The organism is Bradyrhizobium sp. 18BD, assembly GCF_054185225.1.
This window is the reverse complement of the sequence record NZ_JAVAYL010000033.1, coordinates 18,861-34,013: the sequence shown is the minus strand read 5'-3', so window position 1 is coordinate 34,013 and position 15,153 is coordinate 18,861. Positions and strand designations below refer to the sequence as shown.

The following is a 15,153-nucleotide window of genomic DNA, read 5'->3' as shown; positions in this document are numbered from 1 at the left end:
GCGAGCGAAGCGAAGCAATCCAGACTTTCTCTGCGGAAGCAGTCTGGATTGCTTCGTCGCTTCGCTCCTCGCAATGACGGCGACCTAGGGTCTTTCTGATGTCAGCAGCCGCACCGCGCTTCCATCGCCTGGCCGTCAACGACCTCCGCCGCGAGGCGTCGGATGCCGTCTCCATGACGTTTGTCATCCCCGGCGAGCTCGCCGGCGACTACGCTTTCACGCCCGGTCAGTACCTCACGCTCCGCACCATGCTGGATGGCGAAGAGGTACGCCGCTCCTATTCGATCTGCTCCGGCCCTGACGACGGCGAGATCCGCATCGCCGTGAAGAAGGTCGACGGCGGTGCGTTTTCGAGCTGGGCCGCTGACGAATTGAAATGCGGTGACGAGCTCGACGTGATGACGCCGACCGGCCGCTTCGGCGTCATCCCGCCAGCGGACGCCGGACGCATTCATGTCGGTTTCGCTGCAGGCTCCGGCATCACGCCGATCCTGTCGATCGTGAAGGGCATTCTGGCGCGCGAGCCGGGCAGCCGCTTCTTCCTGTTCTACGGCAATCGCGCCACCGACAACATCATGTTCCTCGAGGCGCTCGAGGAGCTCAAGGATCGCTTCATCGATCGCCTCTCGATCTTCCACGTCATTTCCGGCGAGGAGCAGGACATCCCGATCCTGCACGGCCGGCTCGACGGCGACAAGGTGAGGGTGCTGCTGCGCTCGCTGGTGCCGGCGGCGAGCGTCGATCATGTCTTCATCTGCGGCCCCTCAGGCATGAGCGAGGACATCGAGGCGACTTGCCGCGATCTCGGCATTGCGGACGAGCGCATTCACGTCGAACGCTTCGTCTCCGAATTCGGCGGCAAGCCGCGGCCGAAGAAGGCCGTTGCGCCCAACGCGCCACCGAAGGCGATCGCGTCACTGATCATCGACGGCAAGCGCCGCGACGTGCCGGTCGCTGAGGACGAGGCCATCCTCGATGCCGCGCTGCGCGCCGGCATCGATCTGCCCTTCGCCTGCAAGGGTGGCATGTGCTCGACCTGCCGTGCAAAACTGGTCGAGGGCGAGGCGCCGATGGACATCAACTATTCGCTGGAACCCTGGGAGCTGAAGGCCGGCTTTGTCCTGACTTGCCAGGCCAAGCCGTCATCCAAGCGGGTCGTGGTCGATTATGATCATGTCTGATCGGACGGCTTGCTGCTCCGCAATGCAAATGCGTCGCATGATTTGACAGTGTCGGCCAACCAGAACAACATCATGAGCAAAAATTTCGCCGGGAGAAGCGCGTGAACGTCAAAGCCGCCCTGTCGCCTGAGGATGTTGCCCGCGCCTGCACTGAAGCGATGTGGGCGGAGGACGATGCCTCCAAAGGTCTCGGCATGGAGATCGTCGAGATCGGCCCGGGCATTGCGACGCTCGCCATGACGGTGCGGCCGGACATGGTCAACGGCCAGCGCATCGCCCATGGCGGCTTCATCTTCACGCTCGCCGATTCCGCCTTCGCCTTTGCCTGCAACTCGCACAACGACCGCGTCGTCGCCGCGCAAGGGCAAATCACCTTCATCAAGCCGGGCAAGCTCGGCGATCGCCTCGTCGCAAAGGCGCGTGAGGTCACCCGCGGCGGCCGCTCCGGCATTTACGACGTGCGCGTTACCGCGGGCGACACCGTCGTCGCGGAATTCCGCGGGCATTCGCGTGTCATTCCCGGCACGTGGCTACCGGCGCAAGAAGACTAAGAGATCAATAAGACTAACAAAAAGAACAAACCAATGATGTGGGGAAACGAGGATGGCTCTGACGAGGCTCAAGGAAGGTGGCAATTCCTATAGTGCTGAGATGGACGCGCATGAGCGCGCGTCGCGCGACGAGATCATGGCGCTGCAGAAGCAGCGGCTGGCCGGGTCGCTGAAGCACGCCTACGACAACGTCGCACATTATCGCAAGGCCTTCGACAAGGCCGGCGTGCATCCGTCCGATTTTCGCGAGCTCTCGGACCTCGCGAAGTTCCCGTTCACGGTGAAGACGGATCTCCGCGACAATTATCCTTTCAACATGTTCGCCGTGCCGCGCGAGAAGCTGGTGCGCGTGCATGCTTCGTCCGGCACGACGGGCAAGCCGATCGTGGTCGGCTATACCCAGCGCGACATCGACACCTGGTCGGACGTGATGGCGCGCTCGATCCGCGCCGCCGGCGGCCGCACCGGCATGATCATCCACAATGCCTATGGCTACGGCCTCTTCACCGGCGGTCTCGGCGTGCACTACGGCGCCGAAAAGCTCGGCTGCACGGTGGTGCCGATCTCCGGCGGCATGACCGAGCGACAGGTGCAACTGATCAACGACTTCCGCCCCGATATCATCACGGTGACGCCGAGCTACATGCTGGCGATCCTCGACGAGTTCAAGCGGCAGAAGCTTGATCCGCGCCAGTGCTCGCTCAAGGTCGGCATCTTCGGCGCCGAGCCCTGGACCAACGCGATGCGCGGCGAGATCGAGGATGCCTTCGACATGGATGCGACCGACATCTACGGCCTGTCCGAGGTGATCGGCCCCGGCGTCGCACAGGAATGCATCGAGACCAAGGACGGCCTGCACATCTGGGAGGATCATTTCTATCCCGAAGTGATCGATCCCGTGACGGGTGCGGTGCTGCCGGACGGCGAGAAGGGCGAGCTGGTCTTCACCTCGCTCACCAAGGAAGCCTTTCCGGTGATCCGCTATCGCACCCGCGACCTGACCCGGCTGCTGCCGGGCACGGCGCGGCCGGGCATGCGGCGGATGGAGAAGGTGACGGGCCGCTCGGACGACATGATCATCCTGCGCGGCGTCAATCTGTTCCCGACTCAGATCGAGGAGGTGCTGCTCGCGACCGACTGGTGCGGCGGTCACTTCATCCTGGAGCTGACCCGCGAAGGCCGCATGGACGAGCTGACCATCATTGCCGAGGCGCGGCCCGAGAGCTGGGACGGACGGGGGCTCGTCGACCATGCCGACCGGATCTCGACCCATATCAAGAACACCATCGGCATCAGCTCCAGGGTGCAGGTGGTCGCGCCGGCCACGCTGGAACGCTCGCTTGGCAAGGCCAAGCGGCTCTACGACAAGCGGCCCAAGGACTGACTTGACGGATTGACTTGACCGCCCCCAAAGGCGACAACGCCCGCGATAAATCGCGGGTCTTATCCATGTCGTCAGCCGATACCAAAACCGTCGACGCGCGCTGCGTTCGCCTCAATGCCAAGGCCGAGAACGCCACCGCGGTCGCACCTAGCGTCGAGCATCACAAGCTCGCGCGCGGTCCAAACGATCTGCTGATCGAGGTGAAGGCCGCGGCGGTCAATCCGTCCGACGTCAAGGCCGCAACCGGTCTGATGCCCTATGCCGTGTTTCCGCGCACGCCCGGCCGCGACTACGCGGGCGTGGTGATCGACGGGCCGGCCGGCACGATGGGACGCGAAGTATTCGGTTCCTCCGGCGATCTCGGCATCCGCCGCGACGGCACCCACGCGAGCCATCTCGTCGTCGAGGCCGATGCCGTGGTGGAGAAGCCGAAGACGGTGTCGTGGGAAGAGGCCGCCGGCATCGGCGTGCCCTTCGTCACCGCGATGGAAGGTTTTCGACGCGCCGGCATTCCCAAGCCCGGCGAAACCGTGCTGGTGTTCGGCGTCAACGGCAAGGTCGGCCAGGCCGCGGTGCAGATCGCAACCTGGCAGGGCGCGCGCGTCATCGGCGTTGTGCGCAAGGCGGAGGCCTATGAAGGCCACGCCAAGGCGCCCATCGAGGTGATCGACGCTTCCGCCATCGATGTCGCCACACGCGTGCGCGAATTGACCGGCGGCAAGGGCGCCGACATCGTCTTCAACACGGTCGGCGATCCCTATTTCCAGGCCGCGCACAAGTCGCTTGCGTTGCGCGGCCGTCAGATCCTGATCGCCGCGATCGACCGCATCGTGCAGTTCAACATCCTCGAGTTCTACCGCGGCCAGCACACTTATGTCGGCATCGACACGCTGGGGCTATCGTCGGCCGCGACCGGCGCTGTGCTGCGCGACCTCGGCCCCGGCTTTGCGAGCGGTCACCTCAAGCCGTTTCCGATCAAGGCGAATGCGATCTATGCGCTGGAGCGGGCCAGGGAGGCGTATGTCGCCGTCGCCGGTTCGTCACGCGATCGCGTGATCCTGAAGCCTTGAAACTCGTCATTGCGAGCGCAGCGAAGCAATCCAGAAATGTATCCGCGGAAGCAGACAGGATTGCTTCGCCGCGCTCGCAATGACGAAGAATGCGGAGAGGTTTAAGAGTAGAAGATGGAATCCACCCAACTCGTCATCCTTGCCGGCCTCGTCATCGGTCTTGTCTACGGGGCCGTGGGCCTGCTCAGCGGCTTCTGCCTGATGAGCAGCATGCGCGGATGGCTGGCGGAGGGGGACAGGCGGCTGGTGCGGTCCTATGCGCTGGCCGTTGCGGTGGCGATCGCCGCGAGCCAGTTCCTTGCCGGCAACGGCATGGTCGATCCCGGCAAGTCGATCTATCTGCAGCCGACCTTTTCGGTGCCGGTGCTGTTTCTTGGCGGCCTGCTGTTCGGCTACGGCATGGTGCTGTCGAACGGCTGCGGCTCGCGGGCGCTGGTGCTGCTCGGCCGCGGCAATCTCCGCTCTTTCGTCGTCGTGATCGTGCTCGGCATCGCCGCGCAGATGACGCTCAAGGGCCTGATCGCGCCGGCGCGCATTGCGCTGGTTCAGGCCTCGCAAACGACCGTCAAGGCGAATTCGCTGCCGTCGCTGCTGGCGACGCTTGGTCCCGGCGAAGCCGTCTCGCGCGCGCTGGCCGCTGCGATGATTGTCGTCGCGCTGATCCTGTTTGCCTTCGCCCATCCGGCGTTCCGCCGCTCGCCGGGCCAGATCGCGGCGGGAATCATCGTCGGTCTTCTCGTCGCCGGCGGCTGGTACGTGACCGGCTATCTCGGGGCCGATGATTTCAATCCGGTGCCGGTGACCTCGCTCACCTTCGTCGCGCCGATCGCGGACGCCCTGCAATACGCCATGCTCTCGACCGGCCTGACACCGAATTTCGGCATTGCGACGGTCGCCGGTGCCTTCACCGGCAGCCTGATCACCGCGCTCGCCACCGGCCGTTTCCAGCTCGAAGGCTATTCCTCGCCGCGCCACATGCTGCGCTCGGCCGGCGGCGCCGCGCTGATGGGGATCGGCGGCGTGATGGCCTTCGGCTGCTCGATCGGGCAGGGGCTGACAGGCGTATCGACGCTCGCACTGGGCTCGTTCGTTGCGATCGCCGGAATCCTGCTCGGCACGACCGCGGGCCTGCGCGGCAGCTTGCGCGTTCAGCCGCTCGCGGTGGCCTGACCGCGCAGCAGCCGGTCGCCGAGCGTCGCCAGACCGATGCCGGTGACGATCAGCGCGGCCGCGACCGCAAGGCTGATGTCGATGGGCTCGCCCAGCAGGATCGCCGCGCTGGCGATGCCGACGAGCGGCGTGCCGGTGGTGCCGAGCGCCGTCGTCAGCGCCGAGATGCTCTTGTTGACCATCGACATCGCCCAATAGGCCAGTGCTGTTCCGATCAGGCCGGAATACAGGAACAGCAGCACGAGCCGCCACGACCATTCCGCATGCGGCAGGCCATCGGTCACCAGCGCCGATCCAGTCAGCACGATCGTGGCGACCAGCACCTGCCAGATCAGGAGCTGAAGCGGGGACGCGATCCAGCGATGGGCGCGGATATAGATGATGTTCGCGGCCCAGGAGATCGCGGCCAGGATGACCATGCCGGCGCCGAGCAGGACGTTGCTATTGGTCCAATCAATGGACGTCGGGTTCAGGATCACGGCCAGCCCAATCAGTCCGAGCAGGGCACCTGCGAGCTTTGGCGCGGTCAGCGTATCCTTCCCGAGCAGGGGCGCGGCAATCGCAACCCAGAGCGGCGTGGTGTAGCCGAGCACGATGGCCTTGCTCGCGGGCAGAAAGCGCACGCCGGCCGCAACCAGGACAGAGAATATCGTCATGTGCAGCAGCGCCACGCTCAGGACCACCGGAATGTCGCGCCGCTCCGGGATCACCAGGTTGTTGCTCAGTCCGAGGATCACGAACAATCCAGCCAGCGCGATCCAGCTCCGGATCGCAGACGTCCACAACGGTGGAAGGAATTGCACGAGCTGCTTCGTCACCGACCAGTTCACGCCCCAGGCCAGCACGACGATGAGGAACAGGCTGACGGCCGTGCGGGGAGACAGGGAGGAGTTCATCACGAGGTCCTTGAAGCAGTCCGATCCGGTGGATAGCATCCCGTCTGGCTCCTAAAAAAGTGCCAGATCGGAAAGGAATAAGGTGCCAGTTTCGGACAACGTGATCGCCGGCCTGATCGACCTGAACCGGGCCGACGACGAGGGGCTGGTGGCGCAATTGACGAGCCAGCTCCGCGGCCTGATCGCGACCGGCCGTCTCGGCAAAGGCCGCGCGCTGCCGTCGAGCAGGCGGCTTGCGAGCGATCTCGGCGTTTCGCGCAACACCGTCACCTATGCGTTCGAGCAGCTTGCCGCGGAGGGGTATCTCGAGGCATCGCATGGCCGCCGTCCGGTGGTGACGGTCGATGGCGGCCAGCGGAGCGAAAGCGCGACCGCTGCCTCGGGCGCACGGTCTGGAAAGCTGCGGCTCTCACCCTGGGCTTCGAAGCTCAGGCAGATCGACTGGCCGATGTCCTATCAGGCGCCGCTCAAGCCGCTGCGCCCGGGGCATGGTGATGCAAGGGAGTTTCCGAACGAGGTCTGGGCCCGATGCTTGCGCCGCAGCGCTGTGCGCGCGGCTAAGCGCGAGCTCGGCCCGGTCAACCGCACGCGTTTGCGCGAGGCGCTGGCGCATTATCTGGCGACCAGCCGAGGTGTTCGCGCCACGGCCGACCAGATCATGATCCTGCCGAGCGCGCAGGCCGCGCTGACCTTGATCGCGGCTGCGCTCATCACGCCGGGCGATGACATCTGGGTCGAGGATCCCGGCTATCCCGGCGCCGCTGCGGCCTTCCGCGCCTCCGGTGCGCGTGTGACGGGCATGAGGTTGGACGAGCAGGGCATGCAGCGATTGCCGGGACCGGCCGCGCCAAAACTCATCTTCATGACGCCGTCGCATCAGCATCCGACCGGGCGTCTGATGTCGCTGGCGCGGCGCACTGAATTCTTGAGGTCGAGCAGGCCCGGAAAGACCTGGATCGTAGAGGACGATTACGACGGCGAATTTCACTACGACAGTCGGCCGGTGCCGGCCTTGCAGGGTCTCGATGCCCATGAGCGCGTGTTCTATGTCGGCACCTTCTCGAAGGCGATGACGTCGGATATCCGGTTCGGCTATCTCGTCGTGCCGCCGGCGCTGGTCGGCATATTCGAGATTGCACAGCGGCACATCGGGCTGATCGCGTCCAGCCACATCCAGGAAGCGCTCGCCGAGTTCATCGCCGACGGGCATTTCCTCGCGCATCTGCGCCGAATGCGCCGGCTCTATCATGCGCGCCGCGATCACCTCGTTGAGGGGCTGGAGCGCCAGTTGGGAGAAGTGCTCTCAGTCGAGGTACCCTCGGGCGGCATCCAGCTCGTCGCGCGCCTCAAGCGCGGTCGCGCCGATCAGGCGGCCGTGAAGCGGCTGGTTGAGGCCGGCGTGGAGACGCGGGCCTTATCGAGTCTCGCCCTGGGCAAGCCGCGCGATCACGGTCTGCTGCTCGGCTTTGCGGCCTGGCGTGAGAACGAGATCAGTGCAGCGCTACGGACGATGGCGTCGTGCTTCTAGCTAGTCCAGGGCTTTCGTGACGATGCGGATTTCCGAGGTCAGCGTCCGGTGCACCGGGCACTTGTCGGCGATCTCCATCAATTTCTTGCGCTGCTCGGCGTCGAGCGCGCCGTCCATCGCGATGTCGCGCTCGATCTGGTCGAGCATGCCATCGCGCGTCTCGCACTCCGCACAGTCCTTGGCATAGATCTTCGAGTGCTTCAGCGTGACCGTGACGCGGTCAAGCGGCAAGGACTTGCGGTCGGCATAGAGGCGCATGGTCATGGAGGTGCAGGCACCCAGGCCTGCGAGCAGGAAATCATAGGGCCCGGGGCCGGCATCCTCGCCACCGGCAGCTTTCGGCTCGTCCGCCACGAGATGATGCGGCCCAACCGTGATGATCTGATTGAACTTGCTCTTGCGGGTCTCCTGCACCACGACCCTGCGCGGCTCTTCGGCCAGATCCATCACCTTCCCGGGCTTTGCCGTATCAATGTAGCGGCTGACCCAGGCGACGATCACATCGGCGGCATAGAGCGCGTCGGCCGGCTTGGTCAGTAGATGATCCGCGTGGTCGAGCGAGACGAAGCTCTTGGGATGTTTCGCCGAAACGAAAATCTTGGTCGCGTTGTCGATGCCGACGGTGTCGTCGACGGGGGACTGCATGATCAGCAGCGCCTTGTGCAGCCCGGTGATGTCCTTCATCAACTCGTGCTCGGCGACGTCGTCGAGGAATTCGCGCTTGATCCGGAACGGTCGCCCCGCGAGCGAGACTTCGACCTCGCCCTGCGCGCGGATGCTGTCGATATGCTCTTTGAATAGGCCGGTGACATGGGCGGGATCGGACGGCGCGGCGATGGTCGCGACCGCCCTGGCTTCGGGAATCTGTCCGGCTGCAGCGAGGATCGCCGCGCCGCCAAGGCTGTGGCCGATCAGGAGTGATGGTGCCTTGCGTGTCGTGCGCAGATGATCGGCGGCGCGGACGAGATCGGCGACGTTTGAGGAGAAGGTCGAATTGGCAAAATCGCCTTCGCTGGAACCGAGCCCGGTGAAGTCGAAACGCAGCACCGCGATGCCCCTGGCCGCGAGTGCGACCGAGATGCGCTTGGCGGCCAGCGTGTCCTTGCCGCAGGTGAAACAGTGCGCGAACAGCGCGTAGGCGGCGGGCTCGTCGTCCGGCAGCTCCAGTGCGGCCGAAAGCTGATGGCCGCCTTTGCCGGTGAATTGAAAGCGTTCCGTCGGCATGGGCTTCCCCCGTTCTTGTTGAAATTCTAATCGTCTGAATAGCGCTGCTCGGCCCAGGGATCGCCGCGGTTATGATAACCGCGGACTTCCCAGAAACCCGGCGCGTCGTCGGTCAGGAATTCGATGGCCTGGAGCCATTTCGCGCTTTTCCAGAAATAGAGATGCGGCACGACCAGCCGCACCGGGCCGCCATGCTCCTCCGTCAGCGGTTGGCCCGACCAACTATGGGCGAGCAGCGCGTCCTCGGCGGCAAAGTCTTCCAGCGCGAGATTGGTGGTGTAGCCGTCATAGGAATGCAGCACGACGAAGTGAACATCCTCGCGCGGCCGGCAGGCCGCCAGCAGCTCGCGCGTGGCGAGGCCTTCCCAAAGATTGTCGTAGCGCGACCAGGTCGTCACGCAGTGGATGTCGGAGGTGAACTGGTCCTGCTTCTGCGCGGCGAATTCGGCAAAGGTCCAGAACACAGGGTTCTCGACCGCGCCGTAGACGTCGAGCTGCCAACGATCGCGCGACACTGGCGGCAGGACCCCGAGATCGAGCACGGGCCAGTCTTTCGTGAGATGCTGACCGGGCGGCAGGCGCTGATCCTCGGAGCGCGTAATCCTCCCCGTCAGAAAGCGACCTTCGCGCGCCCATTTCTCCTTGGTGCGCGTCAGCTTGCTGTCGGGCGGCGGCTCGTTGTCGTCAGCCATGAGCTACTCGTGGCGATGCATCGCGGAGGCGTGCTTGGTGTCGCGCATGGTGGAATAGATGATCAGCGACAGGAAGATGACGCCGGCGAGATAGTAATAGAACCAGTCCTCGTGCCCGATGCTCTTGAAATAGAGAGCGATCGCCGGCGCGGTGCCGCCGAAGATCGAGACCGTGATCGCATAGGGCAGGCCGACACCGAGGGCGCGGACATTGGTCGGGAACAGCTCGGCCTTCACCACCGCGTTGATCGAGGTGTAGCCGGCGACGAACAGCCAGGCGCAGCAGATCAGGATGAAGGCCATGAACGGCGACTTGGTTTCCTTCAGCGTCATCAGCAGCGGCACGGTCGCGAGCGTGCCGGCGACGCCGAAGAAGATCAGCAGCGGCTTGCGGCCGATCCTGTCGGAGATGGCGCCGTAGATCGGCTGCAGGATGGTCGCGAATATCAGCGTGCCGAAGATCACGAAGGTGGTCTGGTCCTCGGTCAGCCCAACCGAGAGCTTGACGAAGGTCTGCATGTAGGTGGTGAAGGTGTAGAACGCCGCGGTGCCGCCGGCGGTGAGGCCGACCACCAGCAGCAGTTCGCGCGGATAGCGCAGCAGATTGGCGATCGAGCCGGTCGGCTTCACCACCTTCTTGGCTTCCTCGAACGCCTCGGTCTCGTGCAGATTGCGCCGCATCACCGCGGCAAAGATCGCGAGTGCCGCGCCGATCGCGAACGGAATGCGCCAGCCCCAGGCCTTCAGCTCTTCGGGCGTGAGGAAGACCTTTTGCAGGAGCAACAGCACGATGATCGCGGTGAGCTGGCCGCCGATCAGGGTGACGTATTGGAAGCTCGAATAGAAGCCGCGATGCTTGGGATCGGCGACTTCGCTGAGGTAGGTGGCGCTGGCGCCATATTCGCCGCCGAGGCTGAGACCCTCGATCACGCGGGCCAGCGCCAGGATCACCGGCGCGGCAAAGCCGATCGTGGCATAGGTCGGCGTCAGCGCGATGATCAGCGAGCCGAAGCACATGAAGACCACTGACAGCGTCAGCGAGATACGCCGGCCGAAATGATCGGCGATGTAGCCGAACAGCCAGCCACCCAGCGGGCGCATCAGGAAGGTCGCCGCGAACACGACGGCGACATTCAACTGCTGGACGACGGGATCGTTGCCGGGGAAGAAGGCCGGAGCGAAATAGAGCGCGAATGCCGTATAGGCGTAGAAATCGTACCACTCGACCAGATTGCCGATCGAGCCGATGAGGATCGCCTTGATGCGCCGCTCGGCGTCGGCGATGTCGATATGGTCGGAGGCCGGTAGGGTTGCTTGCTCAGTCACGTCCGGCCTCTCTCCGTTGGTCTTGGAAAGGCCTACATCGCCTTTCCAAGCAGAAATGGCAACTGGCGGGGGCCTCTCACCGTGCCTTGGGACCAGGTCACGGTGCCTGCCGGATCGAGCCGAAAATCCGGAATGCGCTTCAGCCATTCCTCCAGCGCAACCTGCATCTCCATCCGCGCAAGGTTGGAACCGACGCAGCGGTGGATGCCGAGGCCGAAGGCGGCGTGGCGGTTCTCCCGGCGGTCTATCACGACTTTGTCAGCGTCCGGAAACATCTTCGGGTCCCGATTGGCGGCCGGGAAGGACAGCAGCACCATGTTGCCCGCCTTGACCGGGCAGCCCGAGATCGTGGTTTCCCTGACCACCTCGCGGGCCATGGTCACCGGCGAATAGGCCCGCAGCAACTCTTCCACCGCCGTCGGGATCAGGCCCGGCTCGGCGATCAGCCGCTCGCGGTCGGCCGGCGTCCTCGCGAGATGCCAGAGTGAGGAGCCGATCGCGCTCCAGGTGGTGTCGATGCCGGCAATCAGGAGCAGGCGCAGCGAACCCAGCACATGGGAGTCCTCGAGCGGGTTGCCCTCCTTGTCCTTGGCGTTCATCAGATAGGAGATCAGGTCGCCGGTCGGTTTGTTCTTGCGCGCCTCGATATGCGCGCTGAAATAGGCGCTCATCTCCTGCACGGCCTGGATCAGCTTGGTCTCGTCCTTGATGCCGAGCTCGAGGATCATGTGGATCCAGTTGATGAAGAGATCGCTGTCGCTCTCGGGAATGCCGAGCATGTGCGCGATGGCCTGGACCGGGATGTATTTGCTGTAGCGCGCGGCGGCGTCGACCTTGCCGTCGGCGATGAAGCCGTCGATCAGCTCATTGCAGATCGCGCGCATCCGCGGTTCCAGCTTCTTCATCGCGTCCGGCGTGAAGGGCGGCAGCAGCAATTGCTTGGCCGTCTTGTGCACGGGCGGATCGGAGGTGATCGGCGGGGCTGCGTTCCTGGCCACCTCGGGCCGGACGTCGCGGACGATGATTCGGCGTGAGGAGAAATGCTCGGTGTCGTTGGCGATCTCGCGCACCGCCTCATAGGTCGTCGGCATGTAGCAGCCGAGGAAGCGGTCGGTATGCACGACCGGACTCGCGGCGCGCAGCTTCTCCCAGATCGGGAAGGGATCGTCCGTCCATTGCGGATCGGTGTGGTCGAAATCGTTGACCCAGTCGGTCACGGGCGGATGGGCGGCGGGCTGGCTGACGTCGGACATCTCGGATCCCCTGAGGCTCGTGTTCGCTGAAGGCACGTGGAGGCGGGCAGGGCCGCGCTACTCCTCGATCACGTCGATCGCGATTTCCGGGCAATTGGATTTGGCAAGCCAGGCCTTGTCCTCGAGGCCGGGCGGAACGATGCCGTCGCCGGCTTCATGGGCATTGCCGTATTCGTCGAGCTCGAACAGCTCCGGCGCCAGCGCCTTGCAGCGCGCGTGGCCCTGGCATTTGTCGGGATCGACGTGAACCCTCAGTCGCTCTGTCATGGCGGCTTCCTCGGTCATATGCGCGGCCCGAAGACTGCGCGCGTTCCTCTTGTCAACATTATCGACGGCATTTGCCGTCCATTCTAAGTTATATGCTATTACATTCGCGACAGGCTTCCCCTGTCAAGCGCAAACTTATAGGCTTCGCCGTAACATGCGTTCACAACTGGCTCGCAAGCCCGAGAACACCTATCACCATGGCGATCTCCGCGACGCCTTGATCAAGGCCGCGTTGCGTGAGGCGGAGCAGGGCGGAGCGGAAGCGATCAGCATCAAGGCGCTGGCAAAGCAGCTCGGTGTCTCGCAGCCGGCGCCGTACCGGCATTTTGCCGATCGAGAGGCGCTGTTCGCGGCGGTGACGGCCGAGGCGTTCCGGCAGTTCAGCGCGATGTTGCGCGAAGCGATGGCGAAGCCGTCGAAGCAATCGAAACTGTCGCGGCTGGCGCAGGCGACGCTCGACTTCGGCCTGCGTCGTAACGGTGTGTACCGCCTGATGTTCGCATCCCGCACCGTCTCCTGCGCGGCGAAAGGCAGCGAGCTGCACGAGGCCACGCACGAGACGTTCGGGCTCGTGATCGAGGCGCTCGAGGCGCCGGCGGTCGGTTATTTGCGCGAGCGACAAGCCCTCAAGATCTGGGCGGCGCTGCACGGCGTGGTGATGCTGGCCGAGCAGGGGCTCTTCACCGGCGAAGCGGCGCATGCCACGCGCGAGGAGCTGGTCGAGGATTTCGTCAACGAGACGAAGGCTGCGCTGGCGGTCGCGATCAAGGACGCGCGGCGCCGGAAGAAAGCCGGCGCTTAGGCTTTCGCCTTCAGCAGCTTCATCAGCTTGTCGACTGCGCTGTCCGGCGTCGTCACAACGGGGCGGCCGGTGGCTTCCGCGACCATCGGCGCGGTCGATGCGATGCTGAACTGTGCCAGCGCGATCACGTCGCAATCGCGCAAATCCTGCGATGCTTCGACAATCAGCCGGTCGTGCGTGGTGCGATCACCGCGGTCGAGTGCGGCCAGCGCGCCCTCGGCAAGCTTTGGCACGATCTGGACGGAGGTTGGAAACTCCGGCGGCATCGAGACCAGCGTCGGCGGGAAGGTCGAGAGCAGGCCGATCTTCTTGCCCATCGTCACGGCGCGCTCGATCATGGCTTCGTTCGGCTTGAGCACCGGCATCGGCGCATGCGCCCGTGTGACCGCCTCGATGCAGGGGCCGAAAGCGGAGCAGGTGAACAGGATGCCGTTCGCCCCGGTCGCCGCCGCATAATCGCCGAGCGCAAGGAAGCGCTCGGTCATGGCATCGTCAAGCTTGCCGGCGCGCGCGAGGTCCGCCGACAGGCTGTCGTCGAGCAGATTCATTAGGCGCGCCTCCGGCCACGCCTGTGCGAACGCCGCCTCGATCGGGGCGATGGAGTGCTTGAGGGCGTGGATCAGGGCGATGCGCGGGGGTGTCGTCATTGAAGGTGACTACCTGTCAGGTCTCGTGCCCCGGACGCAGCGCAATGCGGAGTATTGCGCTGCAGAGCCGGGGCCCATTCGTGTTTGGGTCCCGGCTCTGCGCAGCAGCGTTGTACACCGCAAGCGCGTCAGGGACACGGCAGACGTTACTTGAACGGCACCGCGTACATCAAGCCGCCCTTGCTCCAGATGCCGTTGAGGCCGCGTTCGAGCTTGAGCGGACTGGCCTTGCCGACATTGCGCTCGTAGATCTCGCCGTAATTGCCGGTGGCCTTGATCGCCGTGACCAGCCATTTGTTGTCGAGCCCGAGTCGCGAGCCGAGATCGCCAGAGGCGCCCAGCAGCCGCTGGATCGCCGGCGTCTGCGACTTCGTCATCTCGTCGACATTGGCCTGGGTGACGCCGAGCTCCTCGGCCTCGATCAGGCCGTAATGTAGCCAGGTGATGATGTCGCTCCAGACTTCGTCGCCGTTGCGGGTGAAGGGTCCGAGCGGCTCTTTGCTGATGGTCTGCGGCAGCACGACGTAGTCGGCCGGGTTCGGCGCTGCGGTCGTGACCGCGCCGGCGAGTGCCGAAGCATCCTGGGTCATGGCATCGCAGCGGCCGCCGAAGAAGGTCTGGTACATGGTGTCGACGCGGTCGAACACCAGCGGCTTCCAGTCGATGCCGTTGGCGCGGCCGTAATCGCCGAGCGTGACCTCATGCGTGGTGCCTTGCGCGACGCAGACGGTGGCGCCCTTGAGGTCCTTCAGCTCCTTCACGCCGAGATCCTTCTTCACGACAAAGCCCTGGCCGTCGTAGAAGTTGATCGGGCCTTGACGCAAGCCCAGCGTGACGCCGCGCAAATACGTCTGCGTCGAGTTGCGGTAGAGCACGTCGATCTCGCCCGACTGCAGCGCGGTGAAGCGGTTCTGCGCCGTCAGCGAGACGTAGCGCACCTTGCTGGCATCGCCGAGCACGCCGGCCGCGAGAGCGCGGCAATAGTCGACGTCGAGGCCCTTGTAATTGCCTTGCGAGTCCGGTGCCGAGAAACCGGCAAAGCCCGCGCTGACGCCGCACACCAGCGTGCCGCGGCTCTTCACCGTGTCGAGCGTCGCCGCCGGTGCGACCACCGTCGATGCCGCGAGCACGCCCGCTGCGATAACCACTTTCCTCATCATGT

15 protein-coding genes are annotated in these 15,153 nt (G+C 64.7%); 7 read left to right on the top strand and 8 right to left on the bottom strand.

Annotated features, from left to right (window positions below; all coding sequences use genetic code 11):
* Positions 1-98 precede the first annotated feature (98 nt).
* The 5 genes from paaE (at position 99) to RAD16_RS38470 (ending at position 5,356) form a co-directional block, all read left to right on the top strand.
* Positions 99-1,181: a 1,2-phenylacetyl-CoA epoxidase subunit PaaE gene (gene paaE, locus RAD16_RS38490; RefSeq protein ID WP_458163082.1), complete on the top strand. Its 1,083-nt coding sequence runs from the start codon at positions 99-101 to the stop codon at positions 1,179-1,181.
* A gap of 101 nt (positions 1,182-1,282) precedes the next feature.
* Positions 1,283-1,732 (top strand): hydroxyphenylacetyl-CoA thioesterase PaaI, encoded by a 450-nt coding sequence (paaI, locus tag RAD16_RS38485; RefSeq protein ID WP_458163081.1) that lies wholly within the window; start codon positions 1,283-1,285, stop codon positions 1,730-1,732.
* A gap of 52 nt (positions 1,733-1,784) precedes the next feature.
* On the top strand, positions 1,785-3,116 hold the full coding sequence (gene paaK, locus RAD16_RS38480) for a phenylacetate--CoA ligase PaaK (RefSeq protein ID WP_458163080.1): 1,332 nt from the start codon (positions 1,785-1,787) through the stop codon (positions 3,114-3,116).
* Positions 3,117-3,181: 65 nt separating this feature from the next.
* Entirely contained in the window at positions 3,182-4,186 is a 1,005-nt protein-coding gene (locus tag RAD16_RS38475; RefSeq protein ID WP_458163079.1) for a quinone oxidoreductase family protein, read from the top strand.
* A 114-nt stretch (positions 4,187-4,300) separates the two neighbouring features.
* A complete protein-coding gene (locus RAD16_RS38470; RefSeq protein WP_458163078.1) occupies positions 4,301-5,356 on the top strand; it encodes a YeeE/YedE family protein in 1,056 nt (351 codons plus the stop codon).
* On the opposite strand, the gene RAD16_RS38465 is transcribed toward RAD16_RS38470, so the two are convergent.
* Positions 5,335-6,291 (bottom strand): DMT family transporter, encoded by a 957-nt coding sequence (locus tag RAD16_RS38465; RefSeq protein ID WP_458163077.1) that lies wholly within the window; start codon positions 6,289-6,291, stop codon positions 5,335-5,337. The two genes, RAD16_RS38470 and RAD16_RS38465, sit on opposite strands and share 22 nt — an antisense overlap.
* A gap of 61 nt (positions 6,292-6,352) precedes the next feature.
* Between RAD16_RS38465 and pdxR the strand changes: the two genes are divergently transcribed.
* Positions 6,353-7,780 carry a MocR-like pyridoxine biosynthesis transcription factor PdxR gene (pdxR, locus tag RAD16_RS38460; RefSeq protein ID WP_458163110.1) on the top strand — a complete coding sequence of 476 codons (1,428 nt, stop codon included), beginning with the start codon at positions 6,353-6,355 and terminating at the stop codon, positions 7,778-7,780.
* Here the strand turns inward: pdxR and RAD16_RS38455 are convergent, their stop codons facing one another.
* Genes RAD16_RS38455 through RAD16_RS38435 form a run of 5 tightly spaced genes read right to left on the bottom strand, consistent with a single transcriptional unit; the run spans position 7,781 to position 12,542 of the window.
* Complete coding sequence (locus RAD16_RS38455; RefSeq protein ID WP_458163076.1) at positions 7,781-9,004, bottom strand: bifunctional alpha/beta hydrolase/OsmC family protein; 1,224 nt, start codon at positions 9,002-9,004, stop codon at positions 7,781-7,783.
* A gap of 26 nt (positions 9,005-9,030) precedes the next feature.
* Positions 9,031-9,696, bottom strand: a complete 666-nt coding sequence (locus tag RAD16_RS38450; RefSeq protein WP_458163075.1) for a sulfite oxidase-like oxidoreductase — start codon at positions 9,694-9,696, stop codon at positions 9,031-9,033.
* Positions 9,697-9,699: 3 nt separating this feature from the next.
* A complete protein-coding gene (locus RAD16_RS38445; protein WP_458163074.1) occupies positions 9,700-11,022 on the bottom strand; it encodes an MFS transporter in 1,323 nt (440 codons plus the stop codon).
* Between the two features lie 32 nt (positions 11,023-11,054).
* A complete protein-coding gene (locus tag RAD16_RS38440; protein WP_458163073.1) occupies positions 11,055-12,275 on the bottom strand; it encodes a cytochrome P450 in 1,221 nt (406 codons plus the stop codon).
* Between the two features lie 57 nt (positions 12,276-12,332).
* The gene (locus RAD16_RS38435) at positions 12,333-12,542 is read right to left on the bottom strand and encodes a ferredoxin (RefSeq protein WP_015687579.1); all 210 of its coding nucleotides are present in this window, start codon (positions 12,540-12,542) and stop codon (positions 12,333-12,335) included.
* Positions 12,543-12,696: 154 nt separating this feature from the next.
* Here RAD16_RS38435 and RAD16_RS38430 point away from each other — a divergent pair, with 154 nt between their 5' ends.
* The gene (locus RAD16_RS38430; protein WP_458163072.1) at positions 12,697-13,344 is read left to right on the top strand and encodes a TetR/AcrR family transcriptional regulator; all 648 of its coding nucleotides are present in this window, start codon (positions 12,697-12,699) and stop codon (positions 13,342-13,344) included.
* On the opposite strand, the gene RAD16_RS38425 is transcribed toward RAD16_RS38430, so the two are convergent.
* Both RAD16_RS38425 and RAD16_RS38420 read right to left on the bottom strand, forming a co-directional pair.
* Positions 13,341-13,991: an aspartate/glutamate racemase family protein gene (locus RAD16_RS38425; RefSeq protein ID WP_458163071.1), complete on the bottom strand. Its 651-nt coding sequence runs from the start codon at positions 13,989-13,991 to the stop codon at positions 13,341-13,343. The genes RAD16_RS38430 and RAD16_RS38425 overlap by 4 nt on opposite strands.
* A gap of 146 nt (positions 13,992-14,137) precedes the next feature.
* Positions 14,138-15,151, bottom strand: a complete 1,014-nt coding sequence (locus RAD16_RS38420) for an amino acid ABC transporter substrate-binding protein (RefSeq protein ID WP_458163070.1) — start codon at positions 15,149-15,151, stop codon at positions 14,138-14,140.
* Positions 15,152-15,153: the final 2 nt, after the last annotated feature.

Bases quoted from the DNA above. Each gene is read 5' to 3' on its own strand.
- RAD16_RS38425 (WP_458163071.1), bottom strand. From the start codon at position 13,991: ATGACGACACCCCCGCGCATCGCCCTGATCCACGCCCTCAAGCACTCC.
- RAD16_RS38475 (WP_458163079.1), top strand. From the start codon at position 3,182: ATGTCGTCAGCCGATACCAAAACCGTCGACGCGCGCTGCGTTCGCCTC.
- RAD16_RS38470 (WP_458163078.1), top strand. From the start codon at position 4,301: ATGGAATCCACCCAACTCGTCATCCTTGCCGGCCTCGTCATCGGTCTT.
- RAD16_RS38450 (WP_458163075.1), bottom strand. From the start codon at position 9,696: ATGGCTGACGACAACGAGCCGCCGCCCGACAGCAAGCTGACGCGCACC.
- RAD16_RS38465 (WP_458163077.1), bottom strand. From the start codon at position 6,291: ATGCTATCCACCGGATCGGACTGCTTCAAGGACCTCGTGATGAACTCC.
- RAD16_RS38420 (WP_458163070.1), bottom strand. From the start codon at position 15,151: ATGATGAGGAAAGTGGTTATCGCAGCGGGCGTGCTCGCGGCATCGACG.
- RAD16_RS38430 (WP_458163072.1), top strand. From the start codon at position 12,697: ATGCGTTCACAACTGGCTCGCAAGCCCGAGAACACCTATCACCATGGC.
- RAD16_RS38440 (WP_458163073.1), bottom strand. From the start codon at position 12,275: ATGTCCGACGTCAGCCAGCCCGCCGCCCATCCGCCCGTGACCGACTGG.
- RAD16_RS38455 (WP_458163076.1), bottom strand. From the start codon at position 9,004: ATGCCGACGGAACGCTTTCAATTCACCGGCAAAGGCGGCCATCAGCTT.
- RAD16_RS38435 (WP_015687579.1), bottom strand. From the start codon at position 12,542: ATGACAGAGCGACTGAGGGTTCACGTCGATCCCGACAAATGCCAGGGC.
- paaE (WP_458163082.1), top strand. From the start codon at position 99: ATGTCAGCAGCCGCACCGCGCTTCCATCGCCTGGCCGTCAACGACCTC.
- paaK (WP_458163080.1), top strand. From the start codon at position 1,785: ATGGCTCTGACGAGGCTCAAGGAAGGTGGCAATTCCTATAGTGCTGAG.